Raw genomic sequence first — 19622 nt, 5'->3', positions numbered from 1 at the left:
CCGAATTTTCCAAATAATACCCATGAGGTGATGATCTGTGAAAAAACTGATGATCGTGCTGGCCTGTCTGGACGTCCTGGTTCTCGCCCTGCTGCTGATGGGCTATCCACAACGGTGGTTCCTTCCAGAAACGGCAGAAGAATCCAGCTCAAATATACTGTATTATACCCCTGAGACATTGTCAAGTCAAGAAAGCAGCGGTGCGTACGCCATGGCAAGCCATGTCACTGTGTATACTGTGCGCACATACGAAGGGCGCATCGGCATCTTCCTGAATGACAGCAAAGTCCCCTTTGAGGAATTGGATGTAGATGTCGGCCTTCTCCCCGAGGCCGACCAGGTTCTTTTGGAGGAAGGCATCCGCGTAACGGATCGGGAACACCTCAACCGCTTGATTGAGGACTACGAAAGTTAGCGCCAGATTTCAGCGGTCCCCCTTTCTCTTAACACACAAAAACGCCACACCTGCTGGCGTGGCGTTTTTCAAATGGGGAAGGTTTTATTTCATGTTTTCCTCATAACGCTGGATCATCGTCTTGACCATCTGGCCGCCGACGGAACCAGCCTCACGGGAAGTCAAATCGCCATTGTAACCCTGCTTCAGGTTCACACCGACCTCTGCAGCAGCTTCCATCTTAAACTTATCGAGAGCCGCACGAGCTTCCGGAACAACATTCTTATTATTCGATCTAGACATCATAAAACACTCCTTAAAATTTTGTTTTTGAATTTGTTTTGCGTTTGCCTTCCTATTTTGCGTACCATGCGTTGTTTTATGATTGTCAATTTTTGTAGGGTTTTTAAATGACGTATCCATAGGAGGAATCCACGCCCGCCATCAACAGCACCATACATACCGCAAGCATCTGGCGGGGACTGACTGCCGAATGGAGTTCCACTGTGATATCCCGCGGCTCTACCACGTCGCCGCTGACCGTTGTGATGCTTCGTTGCAGGCTAAGTGCCGCCGCGCCATAATCGAGGCTAGAGATAGAAAGCGTTTCTTTGGCGCACATCCCACAGGTCACAGCCGCCGCCCCTGCAGCACGCAATAATGCTGCCGCACGCTGGTTTTGTGGTTCAAATGCACAAAGGAATCCGTCCGGGATGGCAATTGGCATGTCCGAATCAAAACTGTTTTTTAAAAATAAAATCCCGCTGCTTCCTTCCACCTTTGGGATTCGCTCACAGTCGCAGACCAAAAAGCGCGCCTCGCCATTGCCGACCCTTCGGAGAAGTTCCGGATGGATATACCGCACGCCCCCATATCTTGCTAGGGCTGGCAAAAGTGCTTTCACAATGGACTGGTCGTTGCTTTTCCCACAGAGAAGAATATCGGTCATTCACTTGCACGCTCCAAACCGGCCGAAGCCGAACATTCTGAAACCGGGACGACACAAGTGCAGTATGTACCATTCCTCTGGATATTATGTAAAAAGACGAACAAAATTATGGGTTCTCTTTCCAATGCCCTTTGGAGAGAAAGTCCTCCAGATAATCGTGCAGATGCTGCGCCATCTCCCGGTCCAACTGGATGCTGAGAGGGCGCAAATCCATTCCCATTTCCTGCCCAGCTGCATGAACCCACATGGAAAAATACGCATCGTTCGTGTTGATGTCCATCACCGTGCGGCTTTCCACACGGATCGGCCGGCTGCATTTGCGAATATGGGTAATCCGTGCCATCTTTCCTGCCTCCCATGTTTTCTATATAACATTGAAATATTGAAGCGCTAAAATAGCTCCGAGACGGTTACAAATGTATATCCCTCATTTTGAAGAATCTCCAATAGGCTTTCCAAAGCAGTGGGTGTATTAAGCGCGCTGCTCTGAAACCGCACGATGGAACCCGGACGAATCTGCTCCACGATCTGATTGCAGATCTGCTCGGGAGGAAGATTTTTCCAGTCCAAGGAATCGATGTCCCATTGGATGGAAAGCATCCCCTCCCCACGTGCAGCGGAAAGGAGCTCCGGGCTATATGCCCCATAGGGCGCGCGAAAAAGCCCGGGCTTTTTTCCGGTGATCTGCTCCAAGACGCGATTGCATGCCTGCAAGTCCTCCGCTTGCTCTTCCGGAGTAAGCTTCTGCATATTCGAATGGGCCATGGAATGGCTTCCCAGTTCACAATCCGCCATGGCAATCTGAAGGACGGATTCGTGGTGCGTTTCCGCCCAGCGCCCCACGACAAAAAAGGTCGCTTTGGCCCGGTACTTCTTTAGAATGCGGAGCAATTCCCCAGTCTGTACGTCCGTCCACTCCACGTCAAAGGACAGGGCAACCTGCTTTTCCGCCGTATCCACACGGCAGACGGGTTCCTGTATCTTCTGTGCATCGGCCATGATGGGGGCGATCTGGTATATAGTCAAATAAAACACAACGAAGATCGCTAATACTCCACAGAATAAGGAAAGCAGCCGCTTGCGTGGCAGCCAGAACAATACCATTTCCGTACATAGCCGGAGCGAACGCCTACCGTTGTACCGGAGGAGTTTGTCCTTTATTCTGAAAGAAACGCTTCATGGCCTGTTCGGTACGCCGTACAAATATCTGCCTACCCTGTTCCTTCTTGGAGACCGGTTTCCCTGGTCTTTCCTGCATAACCACGCCACCCTTCTTACCGCTGTCCATCCATGTGCAAAAGGGAAAAGTTCCATGCCTTACCATGCACATGTCTGCAAAATGGATATGCAAGGGCATTGTGGAATATGCGGCCGCTTTCTCGGGCTTCGCATAAACTGAGAAAGACCTCTCTTATTTTATCAAAAATGGAGGTGAAATGCGATGTCCGAGAAAGGAATTCAGTCCCTGCCCGCCGATGTAACCCGGCAGCTGCAGGTTCTCACCCGATCACAGTGGTTTATCATGGTCACCGTCTGTGCCATTCTGCTGTCCTATTATTCGGTAAGCCTCATGAAACAAAAACTGGTGTGCACGGCGACGGATCCGGCTCTGTGCAAGTGCCTGCCGGAGACGCTCCCCATCCAGACCTTTTCCAGCATTCTGATCCTGCTTGCCCTTACCTTTTATGTGGGCCTCTCTGGGAAAACCGTTTGTCAAGCAAAGCAGCAGGGCAATCCCAAACAAATCCACACCTCATCTCTCAACCACACTGCCAATCTTTTGGTACTGATCGCGGGAATGATCCGCTTTGGGCTTTTGATCGCACAGGATCGCGCCGAGAGTTCTCTGTGACGCAGGGATGATCCCGAAAATCCCGCACATACTAAACGGTGAGATCCCCCTGTATACAGGAGGATAAACAGGAAAGTAGGGATTCTGTCATGAGTAAAATTGTTGTAATCGGCGCCAATCACGCCGGAACCGCCGCGGTCAACACCATCTTGGATACAGCCCCTGACCAACATCAGGTGGTGGTTTTCGACGCCAATTCCAACATCAGTTTTTTGGGGTGCGGCATGGCGCTCTGGATCGGCGGCCAAATCTCCGGGCCGGAAGGGTTGTTCTATTCCTCACAAAAGCTTCTACAACAAAAAGGCGCTCTTGTGCACATGCTGACCACGGTGACAAAAATCGATTTTGACCGTAAGATTGTCTATGCGGAGGGTTACGACCACGCCCGCTATGAAGAACCATATGAAAAATTGATTTTGGCAACCGGTTCCCAACCAATCATCCCGGATATTCCCGGCAAAGACTTGGAAAACGTCCAATTGGTCAAACGGTACCAGGATGCGGACGAGGTCATCCAAAAACTCCACACCGATCAAATACAGAAGGTCGCCGTCATTGGGGCCGGATACATCGGTGTGGAGCTGGCGGAGGCATTTAAGCGCAATGGCAAAGAGGTTGTCTTGATCGACTGTGCGCCCACTTGCCTGTCCGGATACTATGACAGCGATTTCACAAGCTTGATGTCCAAAGCGCTGGAAAAAAATGGCGTCCAGTTGGCCTTTGGCGAAAGCGTCACACGGATAGAAGGCACAAACCGTGTAGAAAAAATCCTAACAGATCAAAACGAATACGACGCGGACATGGCAGTGCTGGCCGTTGGATTCCGTCCCAATTCGAAGCTCGGCGGGGAGCGGCTGGAGCGTTTCCGCAACGGCGCATATCGGGTCAACCGGCAGCAGCGCACCAATTTGCCGGACGTCTACGCCATTGGCGACTGCGCGACCGTCTATGACAATTCAACCGGAGACGTGAATTACATCGCACTCGCCAGCAATGCGGTGCGCTCCGGCATCGTTGCCGCAGTAAACGCCTGCGGCGGTCAAATCGAGACGGAAGGCGTCCAGGGATCGAACGGAATCAGCATCTGGGGATTCAATATGGTTTCTACCGGCCTCTCCCTCGAAAAAGCGCGGCGGTATGGGTTGGATGTGTGCGCCGCCGATTTCGAGGACTACCAAAAGCCACGCTTTATGAACCATAATGAAAAGGTGAAGATCCGGATTGTTTACCGTCGGGATAACCGCGTGATCGTCGGCGCGCAGATGGCCTCCCGCTATGACATTTCCATGGGGATTCACCTCTTCTCCCTGGCCATTCAGGAGAAGGTCACCATCGACCGCCTGAAGCTCCTGGATCTCTTCTTCCTGCCGCATTTTAACCAACCTTACAACTATATTACTATGGCTGCATTAAACGCAGAATAAACGGATAAAATCCGGATTCTTTCCTGAAATGGTAAAGAGTCCGGATTTTATTTTTGCTATTTTTAAAAAGCTCCCTTTAGGCTGGCCCATTTTAAACTATCACACCAAGGTACTTCCTTGACGCGCGCATTTTTCTATGTTAGAATTAGTCTGTTTGCGGACTATACAGGAGGCATACCACCAATGAAAATTGCAGAACAAATAAAATTGTATACCACTCTTTGGCAGGAGACAAACGCTTTATACGAGAAATGGGCGAAAAAGCATGGGCTATCGTATTACGAACTGCTTGTCATCCTGTCTTTGGCAGATAAATCCGCTTGTAAACAAAAGGACATCTGCCAAGTTTGGCAGCTTCCCAAACAGACCGTTCATACTATTTTAAAAGCGTTTGTGCAACACGGATGGGTTGAACTTACTCCCTGTGAAGGCGACCGAAGGAATAAAACAATCTGTCTAACGCCAATCGGAGAAAAAAACATCTGTGCAATTGCCGGTGAATTACAGCGCTGCGAACGGGCTGTCTGGAAAAAGCTCGGTGCGGAGCGGGCAAATGCGTTAATTGAATATACAAGGCGATACAACCAATATTTCCAGGAGGCCGGCCTCAATGAAGATACATAAAGAATTTTTCCGCTATGTAATCCCGTCTATGCTGGCGTTTGCCCTATCGGGAATCTATGCCATTGCCGACGGCTTTTTTGTGGGGAATGCGCTGGGAGATAACGCCCTCGCCGCTATCAATATGGCATATCCGCTTACGGCGTTCTTACAAGCCGTGGGCACAGGGATTGGCATGGGCGGCGCTGTCAGCTACACCATCAGCATCGGGAACAAAAACGAAAAACGTGGCAATCAATTTTTTGGGATGTCCCTCATCCTGCTTGTTTTGGCGGGCATTCTTTTGACCGTGCTATTCTTATTGGGCGCCCCGGCTGTCCTTCACCTTTTCGGCGCTACCGGCGAAATTGAAACACTGGGAAAGGAATATTTGCTCTATATCAGCTACGGCGCCATTTTCCAGGTATTGGGGACGGGGCTGGTCCCCTTTATCCGCAACATGGGAAGCTCCGTCACCGCCATGGCTGCCATGGTTGTGGGATTTCTGACCAATATTTTTCTGGACTACTTGTTTGTATGGGTTCTCCCCTGGGGGATGATGGGCGCGGCAGTTGCCACGGTCATTGGGCAAGCGATGACTTTTTTGGTGTGCGTACTGTTCTTTATTTGGAAAAAAGCGCGCCCCTGTTTCCAATTTGAAAAGCAACAGTGCTTCTTTACAAAACATGTTCTGAGCGTTGCACTCTCCCCATTCGGGTTGACCTTTTCTCCCAATATTACCTTGATTCTGGTCAATAAGAGCGCAGCCCTATTCGGCGGCACAATGGCTGTCACCTGCTATGCCACCGTCAGCTACATTTCCTGTGTGGTGATGCTCCTCCTGCAAGGCGTCAGCGACGGCAGCCAGCCTTTGGTCAGCCTCGCCTATGGAGAGGGGGATTTTCCTCGTGCAAAAGCTGTGCGCAATCTGGGGTACCAATTTGCCGGGATTGTGTCGGCAATCTGCATGGCCGGCCTGTTCTTTACGCGGGAAAACGCTGCAAAAATCTTCGGCGCTTCCCCGCAGGTAACGCAGGAGGTCGCGCGCATCCTGCCTATCTTTATCGTGGGGTTCTTGTTTGTCAGCATTTCCAGAGTAACAACGGCTTTTTTCTATGCAGTCAATCAGAGTGTACGCGCATATCTGCTAATCTATGGGGAACCTCTGCTTTTATTACTCCTGCTGCTCGCCCTTCCAGCCGCCATTGGAATCCAAGGGACCTGGCTGGCAGTCCCGATCTCTCAGATCGTAACCGCAGCGGCCAGCCTTCTCCTGATTTGGAAAGAAAAGCAGCATACAACCAAAACGGCGCTCACGGACTCCCAGAACAGTTGATCTTCTGCTCGCGTAAAAGCTGTTTGCGTTCCCGGTGATCCGGCATGACCGCATCCAACACCGCATAAAACGCGGGCGAATGATTGGGCTGCACCAAATGGGCCAGCTCATGTGCGATCACATACTCGACGCAGGGAACCGGCGCTTGGGCCAGATAGAGATTCAGCGTCACTGCGCGTTTTTGCGGGGAACAGCTCCCCCATCGCGTTTTCATCCGCCGGATGCGAAAGGAGGGCATCGGGATTCGATAGGCTTGAAAAAGCGGATAAACGCGCTTTGCCGCCGCTTCAAAGAGATCCCTGCACAAGCCGCCGTACCAAGCCTCAAACACCTTTTTGCGTTGGGATTCGTTTTCGGGGTTTCGTAAAAAGAGTACGACCTCTTCCCCTTGGATGGCCGCCCGGTCCCGGTCGGAGGGTTCTATCCGAAGCCGGTACCTCCGCCCTAAAAGGCACACAGGTTCTCCCGCCGCATAAACGCGGGGCATCTGTGGTTCCTCAGAACGGCTGGCATAATACGCCTTCGCGCGGGCAATCCAATCGGCCTTTTTTTGAACAATCCGGTCCACTTCCGCCGCTCCGACCCGGCGGCTGGCAGAAACCTGTACCACGCCTCCCGAAACGACCCGGATATTTACATTCTTGACTTTTTTATAGTGTAGCTGGTACTGCAATGGTTCCCCGTTGCATAAGACCGTTCGTTCCATCTTTATCGCTCATCCTTTTCATTGACAGTTCCCTTCGAACCCATTATAATCAATCTCAATTGCAGATGCAATTTGGAACGCGTCTGCCAGTTCCATTGAAACGTGAATGGAGGGAAAAAGATGCCGTCCGTTTCTATCCAATATCTATACCACAGCGGATTCGCGGTCGAAACCGCGTCCCACCTGTTTATTTTCGATTACTACTTGGATACACCGCGCGGCTGTGGGCCGGACCAGGGAGTTGTCTCCCCTTCGATGCTGCAAGGCCGCGACGTGGTTGTCTTCGTATCCCATAGCCACGGCGACCACTACAATCCAGCCATTTTCCAATGGCGTAAAGGAAATCCACAGATTCGCTATATCCTTGCGGATGAAATTGCAACAAAAGAAGACGTCCTTTCCGTTAAAGCAGGCAAAACCTACCCGCTTGGCGGCCTGGAGGTGCGCACCTTGGATTCCACCGATTTAGGCGTCGCTTTCCTGGTCAAGGCGGACGGGCTTTGCCTGTATCACGCCGGGGACCTCAACTGGTGGCACTGGAACGACGAACCGGAGGAAGCCAATCGCGCGATGGCCCGCCGGTATCAACAACAGATCGACTCCTTAAAGGGGGAATCCATCGACATCGCTTTCATCCCGGTCGATCCACGCCAGGAGGAAAATGCCCTATTGGGGTTGGACTATTTTATGAAGCAGGTGGGCGCCCGTTGGATCGTCCCCATGCACTTTGGGTCCAATGGTTCCATCTTCGACCGCATCGGTCACGATCCCCGCACAGCCTCCTATCGGGATCGTATTTTGCAGATTTCCCACCGGGGCCAGCTTTTCCAGCTTTTCCTTCCTTAAATCAAACGACAATCCGCCATGGGCTTTGATTCTTGCCCATGGCGGATTTTTTGCATCTATCTCGCGCAAACGCCCCTTCAATCTTCATTTATTTGAAAAAGCCATTCTCTTTCAGCCGTGACCGCAAGATACACGGAGAACGCTGCCGCTTCTCCCGGCCTTACGATGCGGAATATCGTTCCGTTTCTACAGCCCAAAATGATGGATCGCACGCTTTAACGAATGGTCGAAGAAGAAAAAGTCGTGCCCTCCCGGCCATTCCTCATATTGAAAATCAAAGCCCAGGGGTTCCATCTCTTTTCGGAATTGCGTGTGGGATGGCTGGAATGAATCACTGCTGCCACAGGTCATATAGATTGCTGGCTTGCTCTCCTTATTTTGAAACCGCTTTGCCAACTCCAATAACTCGTATTCCGGCTTCCACTCCAGTTCTTCGCCAAAGATTGCGAGGAAGTCCAGGTATAGCTGCTCCCCATACTGCTCAATAAACGCCTGCTTGCCTCCAGGTTTTTGCTGCTCTGCAAGGCCATCTTTCAAAAAAAGGCAGGCGGAAGAAAACGCCCCGCACATCCCGTATTGCTCGGGCCGGGACAACGCGCACTTAAGCGCGCCATAGCCACCCATGGATGCGCCAAGAATGGCCGTATCCTCCCGGCGGGCGGAGATCTGAAAGACCGCTTTGCAAAGCTGCGGCAATTCTTCCACCAAATACGTAAAGTAGCGCGGGCCATGCCGCATATCGCTGTAAAAGCTTCTGGCCGCGTCCGGAAGAATAAAAATCGTGCGCCCTTCCCGCGCATAGACCGGAAGCATGGAATCGTCCACCCAAGTTGCGCTATCACCGCACAAGCCGTGCAGAAGATACGCCACTTTATAGGGACCGCCTTCCTGCAAATTGCCGGGCGTCACAATGGTGATCCCAGTGTCCTTCCCCAAGATGTTGGAAAAGACGGTTCCGCGTAAAATCATCGAAAGATTCCCTCCTTTACGGGTTTCCTTTTCATGTTTGTATATCGTTTCCGCCTCAAAACGGCTATGGGAATCCCAACATCCATTTCAGGCGTATGTATTGGGTTTTCACAGAGAATTTCTTTGCCCTGTGAAACCCGCAAAAGAAAACCAGTCTCTTTACTTCTTTATTGCAGTTGTTCCGCCGCTTGCCTCGCATGGGCGGCGTAAACCGCACGGATGCCCGGATATTCCCCCAGCCCCTTCAGGATAGCCTGCACCGGATACCCTCGCTCTTCAAAAGCTGCCTTCCAGGAATGGCGCTCCCCGGCCATATCGTTGCGCGCATGTTCACCCGCGACAACCATCAGCGGTGCAATGGTCACCTTTTGCGGCTTTAAGCGGTCCACCTGGCGGAGCACTGACGAAAGCCCGGGGTAGGATTCCACCGTCCCCACAAAAATATTACAGGCGCCGTGATCGTGAAAGACATATTCCAATGCGGCATAGGCCGTGTTCGCGCTGTGCCTTGTCCCATGTCCCACCAATACAAGCGCTTCTTCCGAAGAAAGGCCGGAAAATTCCGCTTCAATGGCGCGAGCTACCGCTTCGAGATCTTCCTGCGATGTCAAAAGCGGAGTGCCACAGACAAGCTGGTCAAACCAATGCGCACATTTTTCCGCTTCGCGCACCATCGTCTCCTGCTCTTCCCCGTTGACCACATAAGTGGATTGGCACACCACCCGGGAAACGCTTTCCTCCCGCAGCTGCCCCAACGCCTGCCAAAGATTGGCCGTAGGCTCTCCTGCTGCCGCCAGCTTTCGCAGAATGGTCGGGCTTGTGAGGGCGCGCCGCACCTCCCAGCCTGGGAACCCTTCCCGCATGGTCTGTTCAATCGCACCAATCGTCTTATCCCGTGTCTCTGTGTGAACCGTGCCAAAACTCACCGCTAAAATTGCATTTCTGCTCACGGTATCGCTCCTTTCCAATGTTGCTGCGTCATTTACTACAATGGTTTCTGTAACGTTCATAGGGTTCGCCCCCCTGCCAGATAGAGCATCGCATTGCAGATCGCGGCCGCCACATTGCTGCCGCCTTTTCTGCCGCGCGCGACAATATGGGGGACTTCACTCTGTAAAAACAGCTCTTTGGCCTCTACCACATGGACAAATCCCACGGGCACGCCGATCACCAGCTCGGGAGAGATTTTCCCCTCACGGGTCAATTCGTACAAGCGGGCGAGCGCCGTGGGCGCATTGCCGATTGCAACGACCAAAGGCCTATGTAAAGAAGCCGCCCGCTCCATGCTGACGCTGGCGCGAGTGACGCCGCGGGCCTTTGCCTCGCGCGCGACCTCCTCATCGGATATGAAGCAAAACGCCTCTCCACCAAAGCGGGCGAGGGCCCTCTTGTTGATTCCCGCACGCGCCATCTCTGTGTCGGTTACAATGCACGCGCCGTCTTTTAGGGCTCTGACACCCTTTTCCACCGCCTGCTCGGAAAAACACAAGTTTTCTACATAGTCAAAATCCGCCGTGGTGTGGATGACACGCTTTATGACAGGGGCCTGTACCGGATTGAGTACCTGCTCCCCCAGTTCTTCTTCGATGATAGCGAAACTGCGCTGTTCAATTTCTTCTGGCAAGATGGTTTCAAACATCCGCTTCTCCCCCTTCTGACAAGCCCTGTTCCAAGATGGCATAGATTTTTTTTAGATCCAGATGCGTCCGAAGGGCGTCCGCCAACTGGTTGTATTGTTGTTCTTTAAACGCATGGGCGTCAACCGACTGAATAGCGTCCCCATCGAAGCCTTTTTTCCGCAGCAAAATGCGCGCCAAGGCGCTGGCGGGTTCCGCATCGAAAAAGCCGTGCGCATAGGTGCCGTAGACATTCCCGCAGACTGCGCCGTCCTCCTTTTCCGCGCCGCCGGGCTCCTGTAGGACTGCAAAAGGAGCTGCACCTTCCCGCCGTGTTGTGCGCCCCATGTGAATCTCATATCCAATGAACGGCACGCCGGACAGTTCCCGCAGCAGACCGCCCACCGGCAGCACTGTGCCGCGCACGCGGGTACGCACCTTTTCCCTCACATAGACCGTATCGACCGGCAGAAGGCCCATCCCCTGCATGGAGCCGCCGCCCTCCACCTGCTCTGGGTCGCGGATGGTCATCCCCAGCATCTGATACCCGCCGCAGATTCCCAGAACCGGGCCTCCTTGGAACGCATACTGCCGGACGCAATTCTCCAACCCGTTGCTGCGCATCCAAGCGAGATCGCCCATCACATTTTTGGTGCCGGGCAGCAGGACGAGATCCGGCTCCCCAAAGCATTCCGGGCGGTCCACATACCGCAATGTTACACCGGGGATGCGGGCCAATGGGTTGAAATCCGTAAAATTCGAGACCTTCGGCCAGCGGATCACCACCAGGTCCAGCACCCCCTCTTTGGGCCGTCCGGACAGCCGTTCCGACAGGCTGTCCTCGTCGTCCAATTCGATGGGAAGATAGGGCACCACCCCCACAAAGGGCACATGCGTCCGCTCCTCCAACATGCGCAAGCCGGGCTTTAGCAGCTCGACATCCCCGCGGAATTTGTTGATGATCATCCCTTTCACCATGGTGCGTTCCGATTCCTCCAACAAGGCCATCGTCCCGTATAGGGAAGCAAACACGCCGCCGCGGTCGATGTCCCCTGCCAGGAGCACCGGCGCATGGGCCAGTTTTGCCATCCCCATGTTTACGATGTCCTCCTGCTTGAGGTTGATCTCGGCAGGGCTCCCCGCTCCCTCCAGCACCAGGATGTCGTTTTCCGCTGCGAGGGAGTCATATGCCTCCATGATCGGCTTGACCAACTTTCGTTTATATTGATAATACACCGCCGCATCCATGTTCCCGATGGGCACGCCATTGACGATCACCTGGGAACCCGTATCGTTGGTCGGCTTCAGCAAAATGGGGTTCATCCGCACGCTGGGCTCCACGCCGGCGGCCTCGGCCTGCATAACCTGCGCCCGGCCCATTTCCAGCCCTTCCGTTGTGATAAACGAGTTGAGCGCCATGTTCTGCGATTTGAATGGCGCCACCCGGTAGCCATCCTGCCGGAAGATCCGGCAAAGCCCCGCCACCAGGAAGCTCTTTCCCGCATTGGACATCGTGCCCTGTACCATAATTGCTTTCGCCATGTTATTCCTCCAAGGCGCATTTCAGCGCCGCTATCAAATGTTCATTTTCGCCATGCCCGCGCACAGCAATGCGGTAGTAGCGGTCGTCCAGCCCGCGGTAATTGCCGCAGGCGCGGATGAGCACGCTGTGCTGTTCCATTCTCTCCCGCAGAGGGATCTCTGTCTCCGTGCGGAATAGGATATAATTTGCCTCCGACGGGAAAACGCACAATCCCAACCGGGCAAGGTTTTCCGAAAGCCAACGCCGTTCCGTTTGAATCAGGTGCCGCATGCGCTCCAAATATCCCTGCTCCTGCAACGCGGCAATCCCCGCCGCCTGTGCCGGGATGGACACGCCCCACGGCTGCCCGCAGAAGAAAATCCGTTCCGCCAAGGACTTGTTTCCACAAAGTCCATACCCCAGGCGCAGGCCCGGCATGGCAAAGCTCTTTGTAAACGCCTTGAGAATTACGGCATTCGTCCCCGGTTTCAGCACGCCTTTTAGCGTATTCCGCTCTGGATGTTCCAGAAACTCGTTGAAGCATTCGTCCACCACAAGGAGGATACCGGCTTCTTCGCAGCGTTTCCAGATTTCCCGTAACAGCGCTGGAGGCACCGTCCGTCCCGTGGGATTGTTTGGATTGCAGAGAAAGAGCAAATTGATCTCCGGCGTCAGCTGCTGTAAAAATGCTTCGGGCAACACAAATCCCTCGCTCTCCTGCAAAGGAAAATACGCGATGGAACAATCCATCGCGCGGAGCGCCTGCTCGTACTCTGCAAAGGTCGGCGCCAACAGCAGCGCCCTTCGAGGATGCGTGGCCGCGACGATCCGAAAAATCAGATCCGCCGCACCGTTTCCACAGACGATCTGTTCCGCTGGGATGCCCTCATACGCCGCAAGCGCTGCACGCAATTCCCGGCAAAGTGGGTCTGGATACTGCGTACATTGCTGCAACGCATCCGCCGCCGCGCGGACAGCCCCCGGCGGCATCCCCATCGGGTTGATGTTCGCAGAAAAATCGAGCGGTTCCTGTTTCATCTTTTGACGCGCAGAATATACGTCGCCGCCGTGTATCAGATGCATAGCCAGCCTCCAAAAATTCCGATTCCCAGGCGCATAACAAGCAAAAGGGCCAGCGCCAAGAAAGACGCCGCATAAAGCAACCGGTTTGCCCGGCGGATATCCTCTGTACAGATGGGCCGCAGATTGTCCCCGATCGTCGGCTTTTTGTAGAGCGTTCCAAAGTAATAGGCGTCGCCCGCCAGCTGGACGCGCAGAGCGCCCGCGCAGGCCGCTTCCGTCTGCGCACTGTTTGGACTGGCATGCTTGCGGCAATCCCGTTTATAGATGCGCGCCGCATTCCTCCCATCCATGCCGAGCAAATATGCAGAGACCACCAGCAGCCAGGCCGACAACCGCGCCGGAATCCAGTTGAGTACATCGTCCAGCTTGGCCGCCGCCCAGCCAAAATAGAGATACCTTTCGTTTTTATATCCAACCATGGAGTCCATGGTATTGACCGCTTTGTAAAATAACCCGAACGGTGCGCCGCCTAAGGCCAAAAACAACAGCGGGGCGATCTCCCCGTCCGAAGTGTTTTCCGCGACCGTCTCGACGGCCGCCTTGGTCACGCCTTCCTCTGTGAGCGCCTGTGTATCGCGTCCCACGATCATGGAAACAGCCCGCCGCGCACCGGGCAAATCGTTCGCACGCAGCCGGTCGTAGACCTTCATGCTCTCCACCCGGAGCGCCTTCGCCGCTAAAAGCTGGTAACAAAACAGCGTTTCCAAAACAAGCCAAAGCCCGGGATGAACCGCATATGCCCCCCACAAGAGCATAATCCCCGTCCCGCTGGTGAAGAGAGGAACCAGTATCGCCAGGAAAACGCCCGCCAAACGCTCCCCTTTGGGCGTTTTGGGGAACAAACCGCGCAGAAGCCTTTCCAACCAGGCGATCAACCATCCAATGGCGCGCACCGGATGCGGCATCCAATGAGGGTCGCCAAAACAGAGGTCCAACAGGAAACCTAAAGGCAGCGGCAACAAAAACAACCAGGCTGTCATGGGGTTCCCTCCTGTTTGAGGCAGGTGGCAATTCCACAGAAGATTCGGTCGACGCGCGCAGCCCTTTCCGCCAGCATGCAGCAAATGCGCCCTGTTTCCTCGCGCCATGCCCGCTCAAAGGCGTCCACCGGCACCACGCCGCATCCAATCTCGTCGCACACAACGGCGATGTGGGGATTCTCCCGCAAAAGCGCTTCAACTTCCCGCATGGGCTCCCGCCCCTCTTCCAGCAGTTTGCGGATCTCCAAATGCAGGGCAGCGAGGATCGTTTTCCGCTGCGCATCCGCCAGTGTATATGCAACGTCGGAGGATGTATATCCCGTCTGCTGTAGAAGCCAGTGCAATTTCCCCTGGTACGCTCCGCCTATGACCAGCCGCATGCGGCTCCCTCCTTCTTCAAATCCATTTTTGTAAAAGCACCATTCCAGCGAGTAGCGCCAGTTCACACAATTGCAGAAACCAGCCCGCTACATCGCCGGTCGTCCCGCCAAATTCTTTGCAGGAAACATGATGATAATATCCAAACACTCCCAGAGCGAGCAAAAGCACCGCCGCCCCCACGAACGTTCCAAACAGGAGCATCGCTCCGCCGCACAGGATTAGGTAACCGAATAAGACCCATGCCGTGCGCTTTTTGGCGGCCGCATGGGAGAACATCGCCAACAGGCCGCTGTTCTTTGCACAGGGAAACCGCACGACCGATAGGCCGCTCAACGTTCTGGAAAGGACAAATCCCAAAGCCAACATCCATGTATACCGGCCCTGCGGATACCACTCCATCCAGAAACAAAAGGTGAGCAGAAAATACAGGCCGCAGCCGATGACGGCAAACGCGCCGCTGTTGGAGTCCTTTAGAATTTCGAGCTTTCGCTCCTGCGGCTGCCGGGAACTCAGGGCGTCCAGCGTGTCGCAAAAGCCATCCAAATGGATTCCCCCGGTGATCAACACGGGAAGCGCCGTAGCAACTCCGGAAAAGAGCGCCGCTCCAATCTGCAAACGCCCGGCCAACCAGACCCAACCGCAGAGCACCAGGCCAATCGCCAGGCCGATCAAGGGGAAAAAGCACATGACATAGCGCATATCCTCTTCCTGCCATTCGGTTCGCGGCATGGGGATGCGCGAATACATGGAAAAGGCGATCAGGCAGGACTTTATCAGGTGCACAGCCATTCCCTCCCTTTCTGTACAATGGGTATCCCGCAGACCACCTCAACGACAGTGTCTGCTCTTTGCGCCAGAGCCGCATTCAGGTGCGCCAAACGTGCAATGTAAGCCTGCGTGGATGGGTCGTACGGAGTGCCATCCGAAAAAATTTCATTGGAAACGACGACGATGTCCGCCGCCGCGGAACAGAGGCGTTCGATCCCCCGCAAAATAGCTTCCTGCGCATGTTCCCCTGCCCCTTCCGGACAAAAGCATTCATTTGCCAAGAGGTTGGACAGGCATTCCAACAATAGAGCGGAATTCTTTGGAACAACAAGCGTCTCCAAAGCAAAAGGGCATTCCAGCGTCAGAAACCCTTTCCCTTTTCGCATGGCGCGGTGACGCTCCACGCGCGCCCGGCTTTCCGCATCCTGCGCCAACATGGTTGCAAGATAACATTTCGGGGATGCCGGCGACCGGAGAAGCAGGTTTTCCGCATAGGCGGATTTCCCGCTGGCCGCACCGCCCGTAACCAAAACAAACACCGGTTGTCCCCTCCCTCAGTGCAACGGCTGATAGGGCTCAATGGAAATCTGCTCAAACGTCCGCATCGTGCCATATACCGCACAAGCCATGTCCAAAAGCGGAAGGGCCGCCACCGCGCCGGTGCCTTCTCCCAAGGTCATATTCGCCGTTAAAAAGGGGGTTAACCCCAGCTCCTGCAAAAGCAGGCGGGCCGCCGGCTCCCCGGATACATGGGAGGCAAGCATATAATCCACCACTGCAGGACACATGCGGGCGGCAAGCAAAGCGGCCGCCGCCGAGATGAAGCCGTCGATCACCACGGGCATCTGCATAGCCGCACCGCCGAGAAACGCCCCAGCCATTCCCGCCAAATCGAGTCCACCGACCTTTTGTAAAACATCGAACGCATCCGATGGGTCCGGTGCATTGCAGGCAATCGCTCGGCGGACCGCAAGCCTCTTACGCGCCAAGCCCTCGGAGGAAAGTCCCGCGCCCCTGCCTGTGACCTCTTCCGGAGGCAGTCCAAGCAGGACCGAAGCCACCGCGCTGCTGGTCGTCGTATTGCCGATCCCCATCTCGCCTGTGGCGACAATCCGGTATCCCTGTTGTTTGAGGTCCTGCATCAGCTCGATCCCAACCTCCAAGGCTTTCACCGTCTCTTCCCTTGTCATGGCCGGGCCCTTGGTCATGTTGCGCGTTCCGTGAGCGACCTTGCGGGGAAGGATGTTTTCCCCTGTAACCGCACACTTTACGCCAATGTCCACGGGAAACACATCCGCATGGGCGACGCGCGCCATTTTGCAAACGCTGGTGTCCCCCTTGGAGAGATTCTCTGTGACCACCGCCGTGACCTCCTGCCCGGTCTGTGTCACGCCCTCCTCCACCACACCGTTGTCCGCGCAGAAGACGGCAACGGCACGGCGGCTGAGGTCTACCTCCACCGTGCGCGTCATCCCGGCGATGCGCGCGACTGCCTCTTCGAGCAGTCCCAATCCGCGCAAGGGCTTTGCGATGCTATCCCAGCGCCGCCAAGCCTCTTCTTCGATCGAACGATCCGCAGGAACAATCCGGCGAAGCGTCTCCTCCAATGTCATGATTTTTGCGCCTCCTCATATTGTACACACGCCGCCAAAAAACGTTGGGCCCAGCGTGGGTTGGAACAAAAATGTATGTGTGGAAAACCGGCAAACAGCGTTTCAGCCGCATGGATGCAGGGCCATGTCCGGCCATTGGATGCCTTTTCCGCCTGGAATGCATTCCCGCTGTCCGTGCTCTCCCAATAGTGAAATTCATGGATGGGGATGCGCTCCCCGGCCTTGCAAAGGAGATTATCCCTAAGAGCGGTCAACGTCGCATAGCCGAAGCGTTGCAGCCGGTTAGTCCTCTTGCCATCCGCTGCAATCGCCCCCACCATTTGATGGGAAATCCCCTGCGCGTCCTCCAGCGTCCGATGCAGATATAAGAATCCGCCGCATTCCGCTACACACGGCATCCCGTCCTGTACGGCGGCGCGCACGCTCTCCCGCATCGGGGCGTTGCGCTCCAATTCCGCCGCGTAGAGCTCCGGATACCCACCGCCCAGCAGCATCCCACTGCATCCCGGCGGCAAGGCGGCGTCCGTCAGAGGGCTAAACAAACAAAGCTCCGCCCCCAGGCGCTCCAACAACCGCAGGGAATCCGCATAATAAAAGCAGAACGCCCGGTCGCGCGCTACGGCAATCCGCGGACGGCCACGTCCCCTTTCTGGAAGCTCCAAACCCTCTTGCGAAAGCGGCTCCGCTTGTTGCGCGACGGCAAGAAGGCCGTCTAAATCGACGGTGCGCTCCGCCTGCTCCGCCAAACAGTCCATCTTCTGTTGGAGCTCGTCCACCTCCGCCGCCGTGACCAGCCCGAGGTGGCGGCTCTCCAAAACAGCCGCATCCATCTTCGGCAAAAAGCCCAGGGACCGGATTCCAAATTCCTGCTCCAGACGCTGCTGCAAAGCGGGATACAAGCTTGGAGACAACCGGTTCCAGATAACGCCTGCAATCCGACTGTCCGTCCGATAGGTCAGGAAGCCTTTCACCTGCGCCAATAGGGATTGTGCCGCACCTCGTCCATCCACAATCAGAACGACCGGCGTCCGGGTCGCGCGCGCCAAGTCATAACTCCCTGCGCGTTCGGTGAAACCGATCCCGTCGTAATAGCCCATCGCACCCTCCAACAAGGAAAATGCCGCTCCCCGCGCATGTTCCAGAAGGATCTGCCGGACCATGTCCTCCCCCAACAGGAAAAGATCCAGATTGGTGGAAGGAACGCCGAGCACTTCCCGATGAAACATAGGGTCAATGTAATCCGGCCCGCATTTAAATGCTGCAAGGTGCAGGCCCCGGCGGTGGAAAGCACGCAGAATGGCACACGTCACCGTTGTCTTTCCTGCGCCGCTGGACGGCGCTGCAAACAGGACGCGCGGTGCATAGACGGTCATAGTCCCGCCCCCTGTCCGCTCAGGATATACACCGGATTTTGTCCAAGCATCATATGATAGCCTCCAGCGCGCTTTGCACGGGAAGCCGTAATCTGCGAAACGGCGACATCCACGAAGCCGAGCGCTTCCAACGCCTGCATGGACGCCGCCACCGTCTCCAACGTAATCGCATTGATTACCACCCGCACATACGGGTTCCTCTGCAAAGCCAGCCGAAGGATTTCGTCTATGTTGCCGCCGCTCCCACCGACAAAAACGCAGTCGGGCGCAGGCAATCCGTCCAACACTTCCGGCGCAGCCCCATGGACAACGCGCAAATTCGTGCATGCAAATTGCCGCCGGTTCTGCTCGATCAATTGGCATGCGTCCGCATCCTTTTCCACCGCATACACCATGCCGCGGGCCGCCTGCAACGCCATCTCAATGGACACCGAACCGGTCCCCGCGCCAATATCCCAGGCGATGCTCTCCCGTTGCAAGCGAAGCCGGGAAAGCGAGATACACCGGACTTCGGATTTAGTCATCGGCGTGTTTCCCCGGATGAACCGCTCATCCGGCAAGCCGAATGCAAGAGTGTCATTGGACAAAGGCGCGGGGTTCTGGATGAGAAGGGCGCTGAGAGGATCAAATGTCTGCCCGGACAACCGCTCCGCTGGACCGGTCGTAATGGCCTCCTCCGGATATGAAAGCCGTTCCCCCACCGATACGGTCACGCCGCCCAGCCCAGCCCGGCAAAGCGCTTTGCACAGTTCCTGCGCCGAAACCTTTCCCGCCAGGACAAAGACCTTTTCATGGGTGCGCACCTCTCCCGCCAGGTTGCAAGCCTGCCCGTGCGCGCTCACAAGGCGCACGTCCTCCCAAGGGGTATGCAGCTTGGCGCAGAGGTAGGCTACCGTGCTGATGCCGCAGCATTCCTCGATCAAATGCTCTGGAAACAAACTGCGCAGCTTTTTCGCCCCGCTGTAAAAGCCCACATCGCCGGAGAACACCACGCCGATCGTTTGGAACTCCGGGTGTTCTTGGAGATAGGCAGCGATCTTTTCCGGAGCCGTTGCTGCGAATCGACGGCAGGTAAGCTCTGGGAAAGCGTCGAGCATCCGCTGGGCGCCGATCAGACAGTCACAGTTCTTTAAGATGTTCCATGCGCCAATGGTCAAGGTATCCCGATTCCCCATGCCGATTCCTACCAGCCAAATCTTCTTTGCCATGC

The 19622-nt window shown here is 55.2% G+C and carries 23 protein-coding genes; 6 read left to right on the top strand and 17 right to left on the bottom strand.

Features of this window, described 5'->3' with window-relative positions:
* Positions 1 to 37: 37 nt before the first annotated feature.
* Complete coding sequence (locus I2G69_RS10650) at positions 38 to 415, top strand: BofC C-terminal domain-containing protein (protein WP_191362877.1); 378 nt, start codon at positions 38 to 40, stop codon at positions 413 to 415.
* Between the two features lie 84 nt (positions 416 to 499).
* Here the strand turns inward: I2G69_RS10650 and I2G69_RS10645 are convergent, their stop codons facing one another.
* From I2G69_RS10645 to I2G69_RS10630, 4 genes are all read right to left on the bottom strand, one after another.
* Positions 500 to 697 (bottom strand): alpha/beta-type small acid-soluble spore protein, encoded by a 198-nt coding sequence (locus tag I2G69_RS10645; RefSeq protein WP_054323039.1) that lies wholly within the window; start codon positions 695 to 697, stop codon positions 500 to 502.
* A gap of 103 nt (positions 698 to 800) precedes the next feature.
* Complete coding sequence (locus I2G69_RS10640; protein ID WP_191521268.1) at positions 801 to 1343, bottom strand: hypothetical protein; 543 nt, start codon at positions 1341 to 1343, stop codon at positions 801 to 803.
* 106 nt (positions 1344 to 1449) lie between these two features.
* Positions 1450 to 1686 carry a hypothetical protein gene (locus I2G69_RS10635; RefSeq protein WP_191362879.1) on the bottom strand — a complete coding sequence of 79 codons (237 nt, stop codon included), beginning with the start codon at positions 1684 to 1686 and terminating at the stop codon, positions 1450 to 1452.
* Positions 1687 to 1733: 47 nt separating this feature from the next.
* Positions 1734 to 2378, bottom strand: coding sequence for a polysaccharide deacetylase family protein (locus I2G69_RS10630; RefSeq protein WP_195560753.1), 645 nt, complete (start codon positions 2376 to 2378; stop codon positions 1734 to 1736).
* A 406-nt stretch (positions 2379 to 2784) separates the two neighbouring features.
* Here I2G69_RS10630 and I2G69_RS10625 point away from each other — a divergent pair, with 406 nt between their 5' ends.
* The 4 genes from I2G69_RS10625 (at position 2785) to I2G69_RS10610 (ending at position 6555) form a co-directional block, all read left to right on the top strand.
* Positions 2785 to 3195 (top strand): hypothetical protein, encoded by a 411-nt coding sequence (locus I2G69_RS10625; RefSeq protein ID WP_191362880.1) that lies wholly within the window; start codon positions 2785 to 2787, stop codon positions 3193 to 3195.
* An 89-nt stretch (positions 3196 to 3284) separates the two neighbouring features.
* Positions 3285 to 4619 (top strand): H2O-forming NADH oxidase, encoded by a 1335-nt coding sequence (gene nox, locus I2G69_RS10620; RefSeq protein WP_191395343.1) that lies wholly within the window; start codon positions 3285 to 3287, stop codon positions 4617 to 4619.
* Between the two features lie 183 nt (positions 4620 to 4802).
* Positions 4803 to 5243: a MarR family winged helix-turn-helix transcriptional regulator gene (locus I2G69_RS10615; RefSeq protein ID WP_195560752.1), complete on the top strand. Its 441-nt coding sequence runs from the start codon at positions 4803 to 4805 to the stop codon at positions 5241 to 5243.
* Positions 5230 to 6555: an MATE family efflux transporter gene (locus tag I2G69_RS10610; protein ID WP_195560751.1), complete on the top strand. Its 1326-nt coding sequence runs from the start codon at positions 5230 to 5232 to the stop codon at positions 6553 to 6555. Before I2G69_RS10615 ends, I2G69_RS10610 begins: the two co-directional genes overlap by 14 nt.
* Here the strand turns inward: I2G69_RS10610 and I2G69_RS10605 are convergent.
* The gene (locus tag I2G69_RS10605) at positions 6533 to 7261 is read right to left on the bottom strand and encodes a M48 family metallopeptidase (RefSeq protein ID WP_191362684.1); all 729 of its coding nucleotides are present in this window, start codon (positions 7259 to 7261) and stop codon (positions 6533 to 6535) included. The two genes, I2G69_RS10610 and I2G69_RS10605, sit on opposite strands and share 23 nt — an antisense overlap.
* A 120-nt stretch (positions 7262 to 7381) precedes the next feature.
* Here I2G69_RS10605 and I2G69_RS10600 point away from each other — a divergent pair, with 120 nt between their 5' ends.
* The gene (locus tag I2G69_RS10600; RefSeq protein ID WP_191395340.1) at positions 7382 to 8107 is read left to right on the top strand and encodes an MBL fold metallo-hydrolase; all 726 of its coding nucleotides are present in this window, start codon (positions 7382 to 7384) and stop codon (positions 8105 to 8107) included.
* A gap of 186 nt (positions 8108 to 8293) precedes the next feature.
* Here the strand turns inward: I2G69_RS10600 and I2G69_RS10595 are convergent, their stop codons facing one another.
* The 12 genes from I2G69_RS10595 to cbiT form a co-directional block, all read right to left on the bottom strand.
* Entirely contained in the window at positions 8294 to 9076 is a 783-nt protein-coding gene (locus I2G69_RS10595; protein ID WP_087234843.1) for an alpha/beta hydrolase, read from the bottom strand.
* Between the two features lie 167 nt (positions 9077 to 9243).
* Complete coding sequence (locus I2G69_RS10590; RefSeq protein ID WP_191405805.1) at positions 9244 to 10086, bottom strand: sirohydrochlorin cobaltochelatase; 843 nt, start codon at positions 10084 to 10086, stop codon at positions 9244 to 9246.
* Entirely contained in the window at positions 10083 to 10715 is a 633-nt protein-coding gene (locus tag I2G69_RS10585) for a precorrin-8X methylmutase (protein WP_191395338.1), read from the bottom strand. Before I2G69_RS10585 ends, I2G69_RS10590 begins: the two co-directional genes overlap by 4 nt.
* Entirely contained in the window at positions 10708 to 12234 is a 1527-nt protein-coding gene (locus I2G69_RS10580; RefSeq protein ID WP_195560750.1) for a cobyric acid synthase, read from the bottom strand. The genes I2G69_RS10585 and I2G69_RS10580 overlap by 8 nt, the downstream gene beginning before the upstream one ends.
* Before the next feature lies 1 nt (position 12235).
* A complete protein-coding gene (cobD, locus tag I2G69_RS10575) occupies positions 12236 to 13297 on the bottom strand; it encodes a threonine-phosphate decarboxylase CobD (protein WP_195560749.1) in 1062 nt (353 codons plus the stop codon).
* A complete protein-coding gene (gene cbiB / locus I2G69_RS10570; protein WP_195560748.1) occupies positions 13288 to 14277 on the bottom strand; it encodes an adenosylcobinamide-phosphate synthase CbiB in 990 nt (329 codons plus the stop codon). The genes cobD and cbiB overlap by 10 nt, the downstream gene beginning before the upstream one ends.
* A complete protein-coding gene (locus I2G69_RS10565; RefSeq protein WP_087234849.1) occupies positions 14274 to 14657 on the bottom strand; it encodes a bifunctional adenosylcobinamide kinase/adenosylcobinamide-phosphate guanylyltransferase in 384 nt (127 codons plus the stop codon). Before I2G69_RS10565 ends, cbiB begins: the two co-directional genes overlap by 4 nt.
* A gap of 16 nt (positions 14658 to 14673) precedes the next feature.
* The gene (locus I2G69_RS10560; protein WP_330610165.1) at positions 14674 to 15441 is read right to left on the bottom strand and encodes an adenosylcobinamide-GDP ribazoletransferase; all 768 of its coding nucleotides are present in this window, start codon (positions 15439 to 15441) and stop codon (positions 14674 to 14676) included.
* Complete coding sequence (locus tag I2G69_RS10555) at positions 15432 to 15965, bottom strand: bifunctional adenosylcobinamide kinase/adenosylcobinamide-phosphate guanylyltransferase (RefSeq protein WP_087234851.1); 534 nt, start codon at positions 15963 to 15965, stop codon at positions 15432 to 15434. Before I2G69_RS10555 ends, I2G69_RS10560 begins: the two co-directional genes overlap by 10 nt.
* 15 nt (positions 15966 to 15980) lie before the next feature.
* Positions 15981 to 17039 carry a nicotinate-nucleotide--dimethylbenzimidazole phosphoribosyltransferase gene (gene cobT, locus I2G69_RS10550; RefSeq protein WP_087234852.1) on the bottom strand — a complete coding sequence of 353 codons (1059 nt, stop codon included), beginning with the start codon at positions 17037 to 17039 and terminating at the stop codon, positions 15981 to 15983.
* Complete coding sequence (locus I2G69_RS10545; RefSeq protein ID WP_195560746.1) at positions 17036 to 18412, bottom strand: cobyrinate a,c-diamide synthase; 1377 nt, start codon at positions 18410 to 18412, stop codon at positions 17036 to 17038. The genes cobT and I2G69_RS10545 overlap by 4 nt, the downstream gene beginning before the upstream one ends.
* A complete protein-coding gene (gene cbiT / locus I2G69_RS10540; protein WP_191395334.1) occupies positions 18409 to 19620 on the bottom strand; it encodes a precorrin-6Y C5,15-methyltransferase (decarboxylating) subunit CbiT in 1212 nt (403 codons plus the stop codon). The genes I2G69_RS10545 and cbiT overlap by 4 nt, the downstream gene beginning before the upstream one ends.
* Positions 19621 to 19622: the final 2 nt, after the last annotated feature.

Source organism: Anaeromassilibacillus sp. D41t1_190614_C2, from assembly GCF_015558525.1.
GTDB classification, from domain to species: Bacteria; Bacillota; Clostridia; order Oscillospirales; family Acutalibacteraceae; genus Anaeromassilibacillus; species Anaeromassilibacillus stercoravium.
This window is presented reverse-complemented; position numbering and strand designations above follow the sequence as displayed.

Excerpts from the sequence above, each read along its gene's own strand:
- I2G69_RS10600 (WP_191395340.1), top strand. The coding sequence starts at position 7,382 with ATGCCGTCCGTTTCTATCCAATATCTATACCACAGCGGATTCGCGGTC.
- I2G69_RS10565 (WP_087234849.1), bottom strand. The coding sequence starts at position 14,657 with ATGCGGCTGGTCATAGGCGGAGCGTACCAGGGGAAATTGCACTGGCTT.
- I2G69_RS10585 (WP_191395338.1), bottom strand. The coding sequence starts at position 10,715 with ATGTTTGAAACCATCTTGCCAGAAGAAATTGAACAGCGCAGTTTCGCT.
- cobD (WP_195560749.1), bottom strand. The coding sequence starts at position 13,297 with ATGCATCTGATACACGGCGGCGACGTATATTCTGCGCGTCAAAAGATG.
- I2G69_RS10595 (WP_087234843.1), bottom strand. The coding sequence starts at position 9,076 with ATGATTTTACGCGGAACCGTCTTTTCCAACATCTTGGGGAAGGACACT.
- I2G69_RS10645 (WP_054323039.1), bottom strand. The coding sequence starts at position 697 with ATGTCTAGATCGAATAATAAGAATGTTGTTCCGGAAGCTCGTGCGGCT.
- I2G69_RS10625 (WP_191362880.1), top strand. The coding sequence starts at position 2,785 with ATGTCCGAGAAAGGAATTCAGTCCCTGCCCGCCGATGTAACCCGGCAG.
- I2G69_RS10605 (WP_191362684.1), bottom strand. The coding sequence starts at position 7,261 with ATGGAACGAACGGTCTTATGCAACGGGGAACCATTGCAGTACCAGCTA.
- I2G69_RS10590 (WP_191405805.1), bottom strand. The coding sequence starts at position 10,086 with ATGAACGTTACAGAAACCATTGTAGTAAATGACGCAGCAACATTGGAA.
- I2G69_RS10580 (WP_195560750.1), bottom strand. The coding sequence starts at position 12,234 with ATGGCGAAAGCAATTATGGTACAGGGCACGATGTCCAATGCGGGAAAG.
- cbiB (WP_195560748.1), bottom strand. The coding sequence starts at position 14,277 with ATGACAGCCTGGTTGTTTTTGTTGCCGCTGCCTTTAGGTTTCCTGTTG.
- cobT (WP_087234852.1), bottom strand. The coding sequence starts at position 17,039 with ATGACATTGGAGGAGACGCTTCGCCGGATTGTTCCTGCGGATCGTTCG.
- I2G69_RS10610 (WP_195560751.1), top strand. The coding sequence starts at position 5,230 with ATGAAGATACATAAAGAATTTTTCCGCTATGTAATCCCGTCTATGCTG.
- I2G69_RS10640 (WP_191521268.1), bottom strand. The coding sequence starts at position 1,343 with ATGACCGATATTCTTCTCTGTGGGAAAAGCAACGACCAGTCCATTGTG.
- I2G69_RS10615 (WP_195560752.1), top strand. The coding sequence starts at position 4,803 with ATGAAAATTGCAGAACAAATAAAATTGTATACCACTCTTTGGCAGGAG.
- I2G69_RS10635 (WP_191362879.1), bottom strand. The coding sequence starts at position 1,686 with ATGGCACGGATTACCCATATTCGCAAATGCAGCCGGCCGATCCGTGTG.
- nox (WP_191395343.1), top strand. The coding sequence starts at position 3,285 with ATGAGTAAAATTGTTGTAATCGGCGCCAATCACGCCGGAACCGCCGCG.
- cbiT (WP_191395334.1), bottom strand. The coding sequence starts at position 19,620 with ATGGCAAAGAAGATTTGGCTGGTAGGAATCGGCATGGGGAATCGGGAT.
- I2G69_RS10545 (WP_195560746.1), bottom strand. The coding sequence starts at position 18,412 with ATGACCGTCTATGCACCGCGCGTCCTGTTTGCAGCGCCGTCCAGCGGC.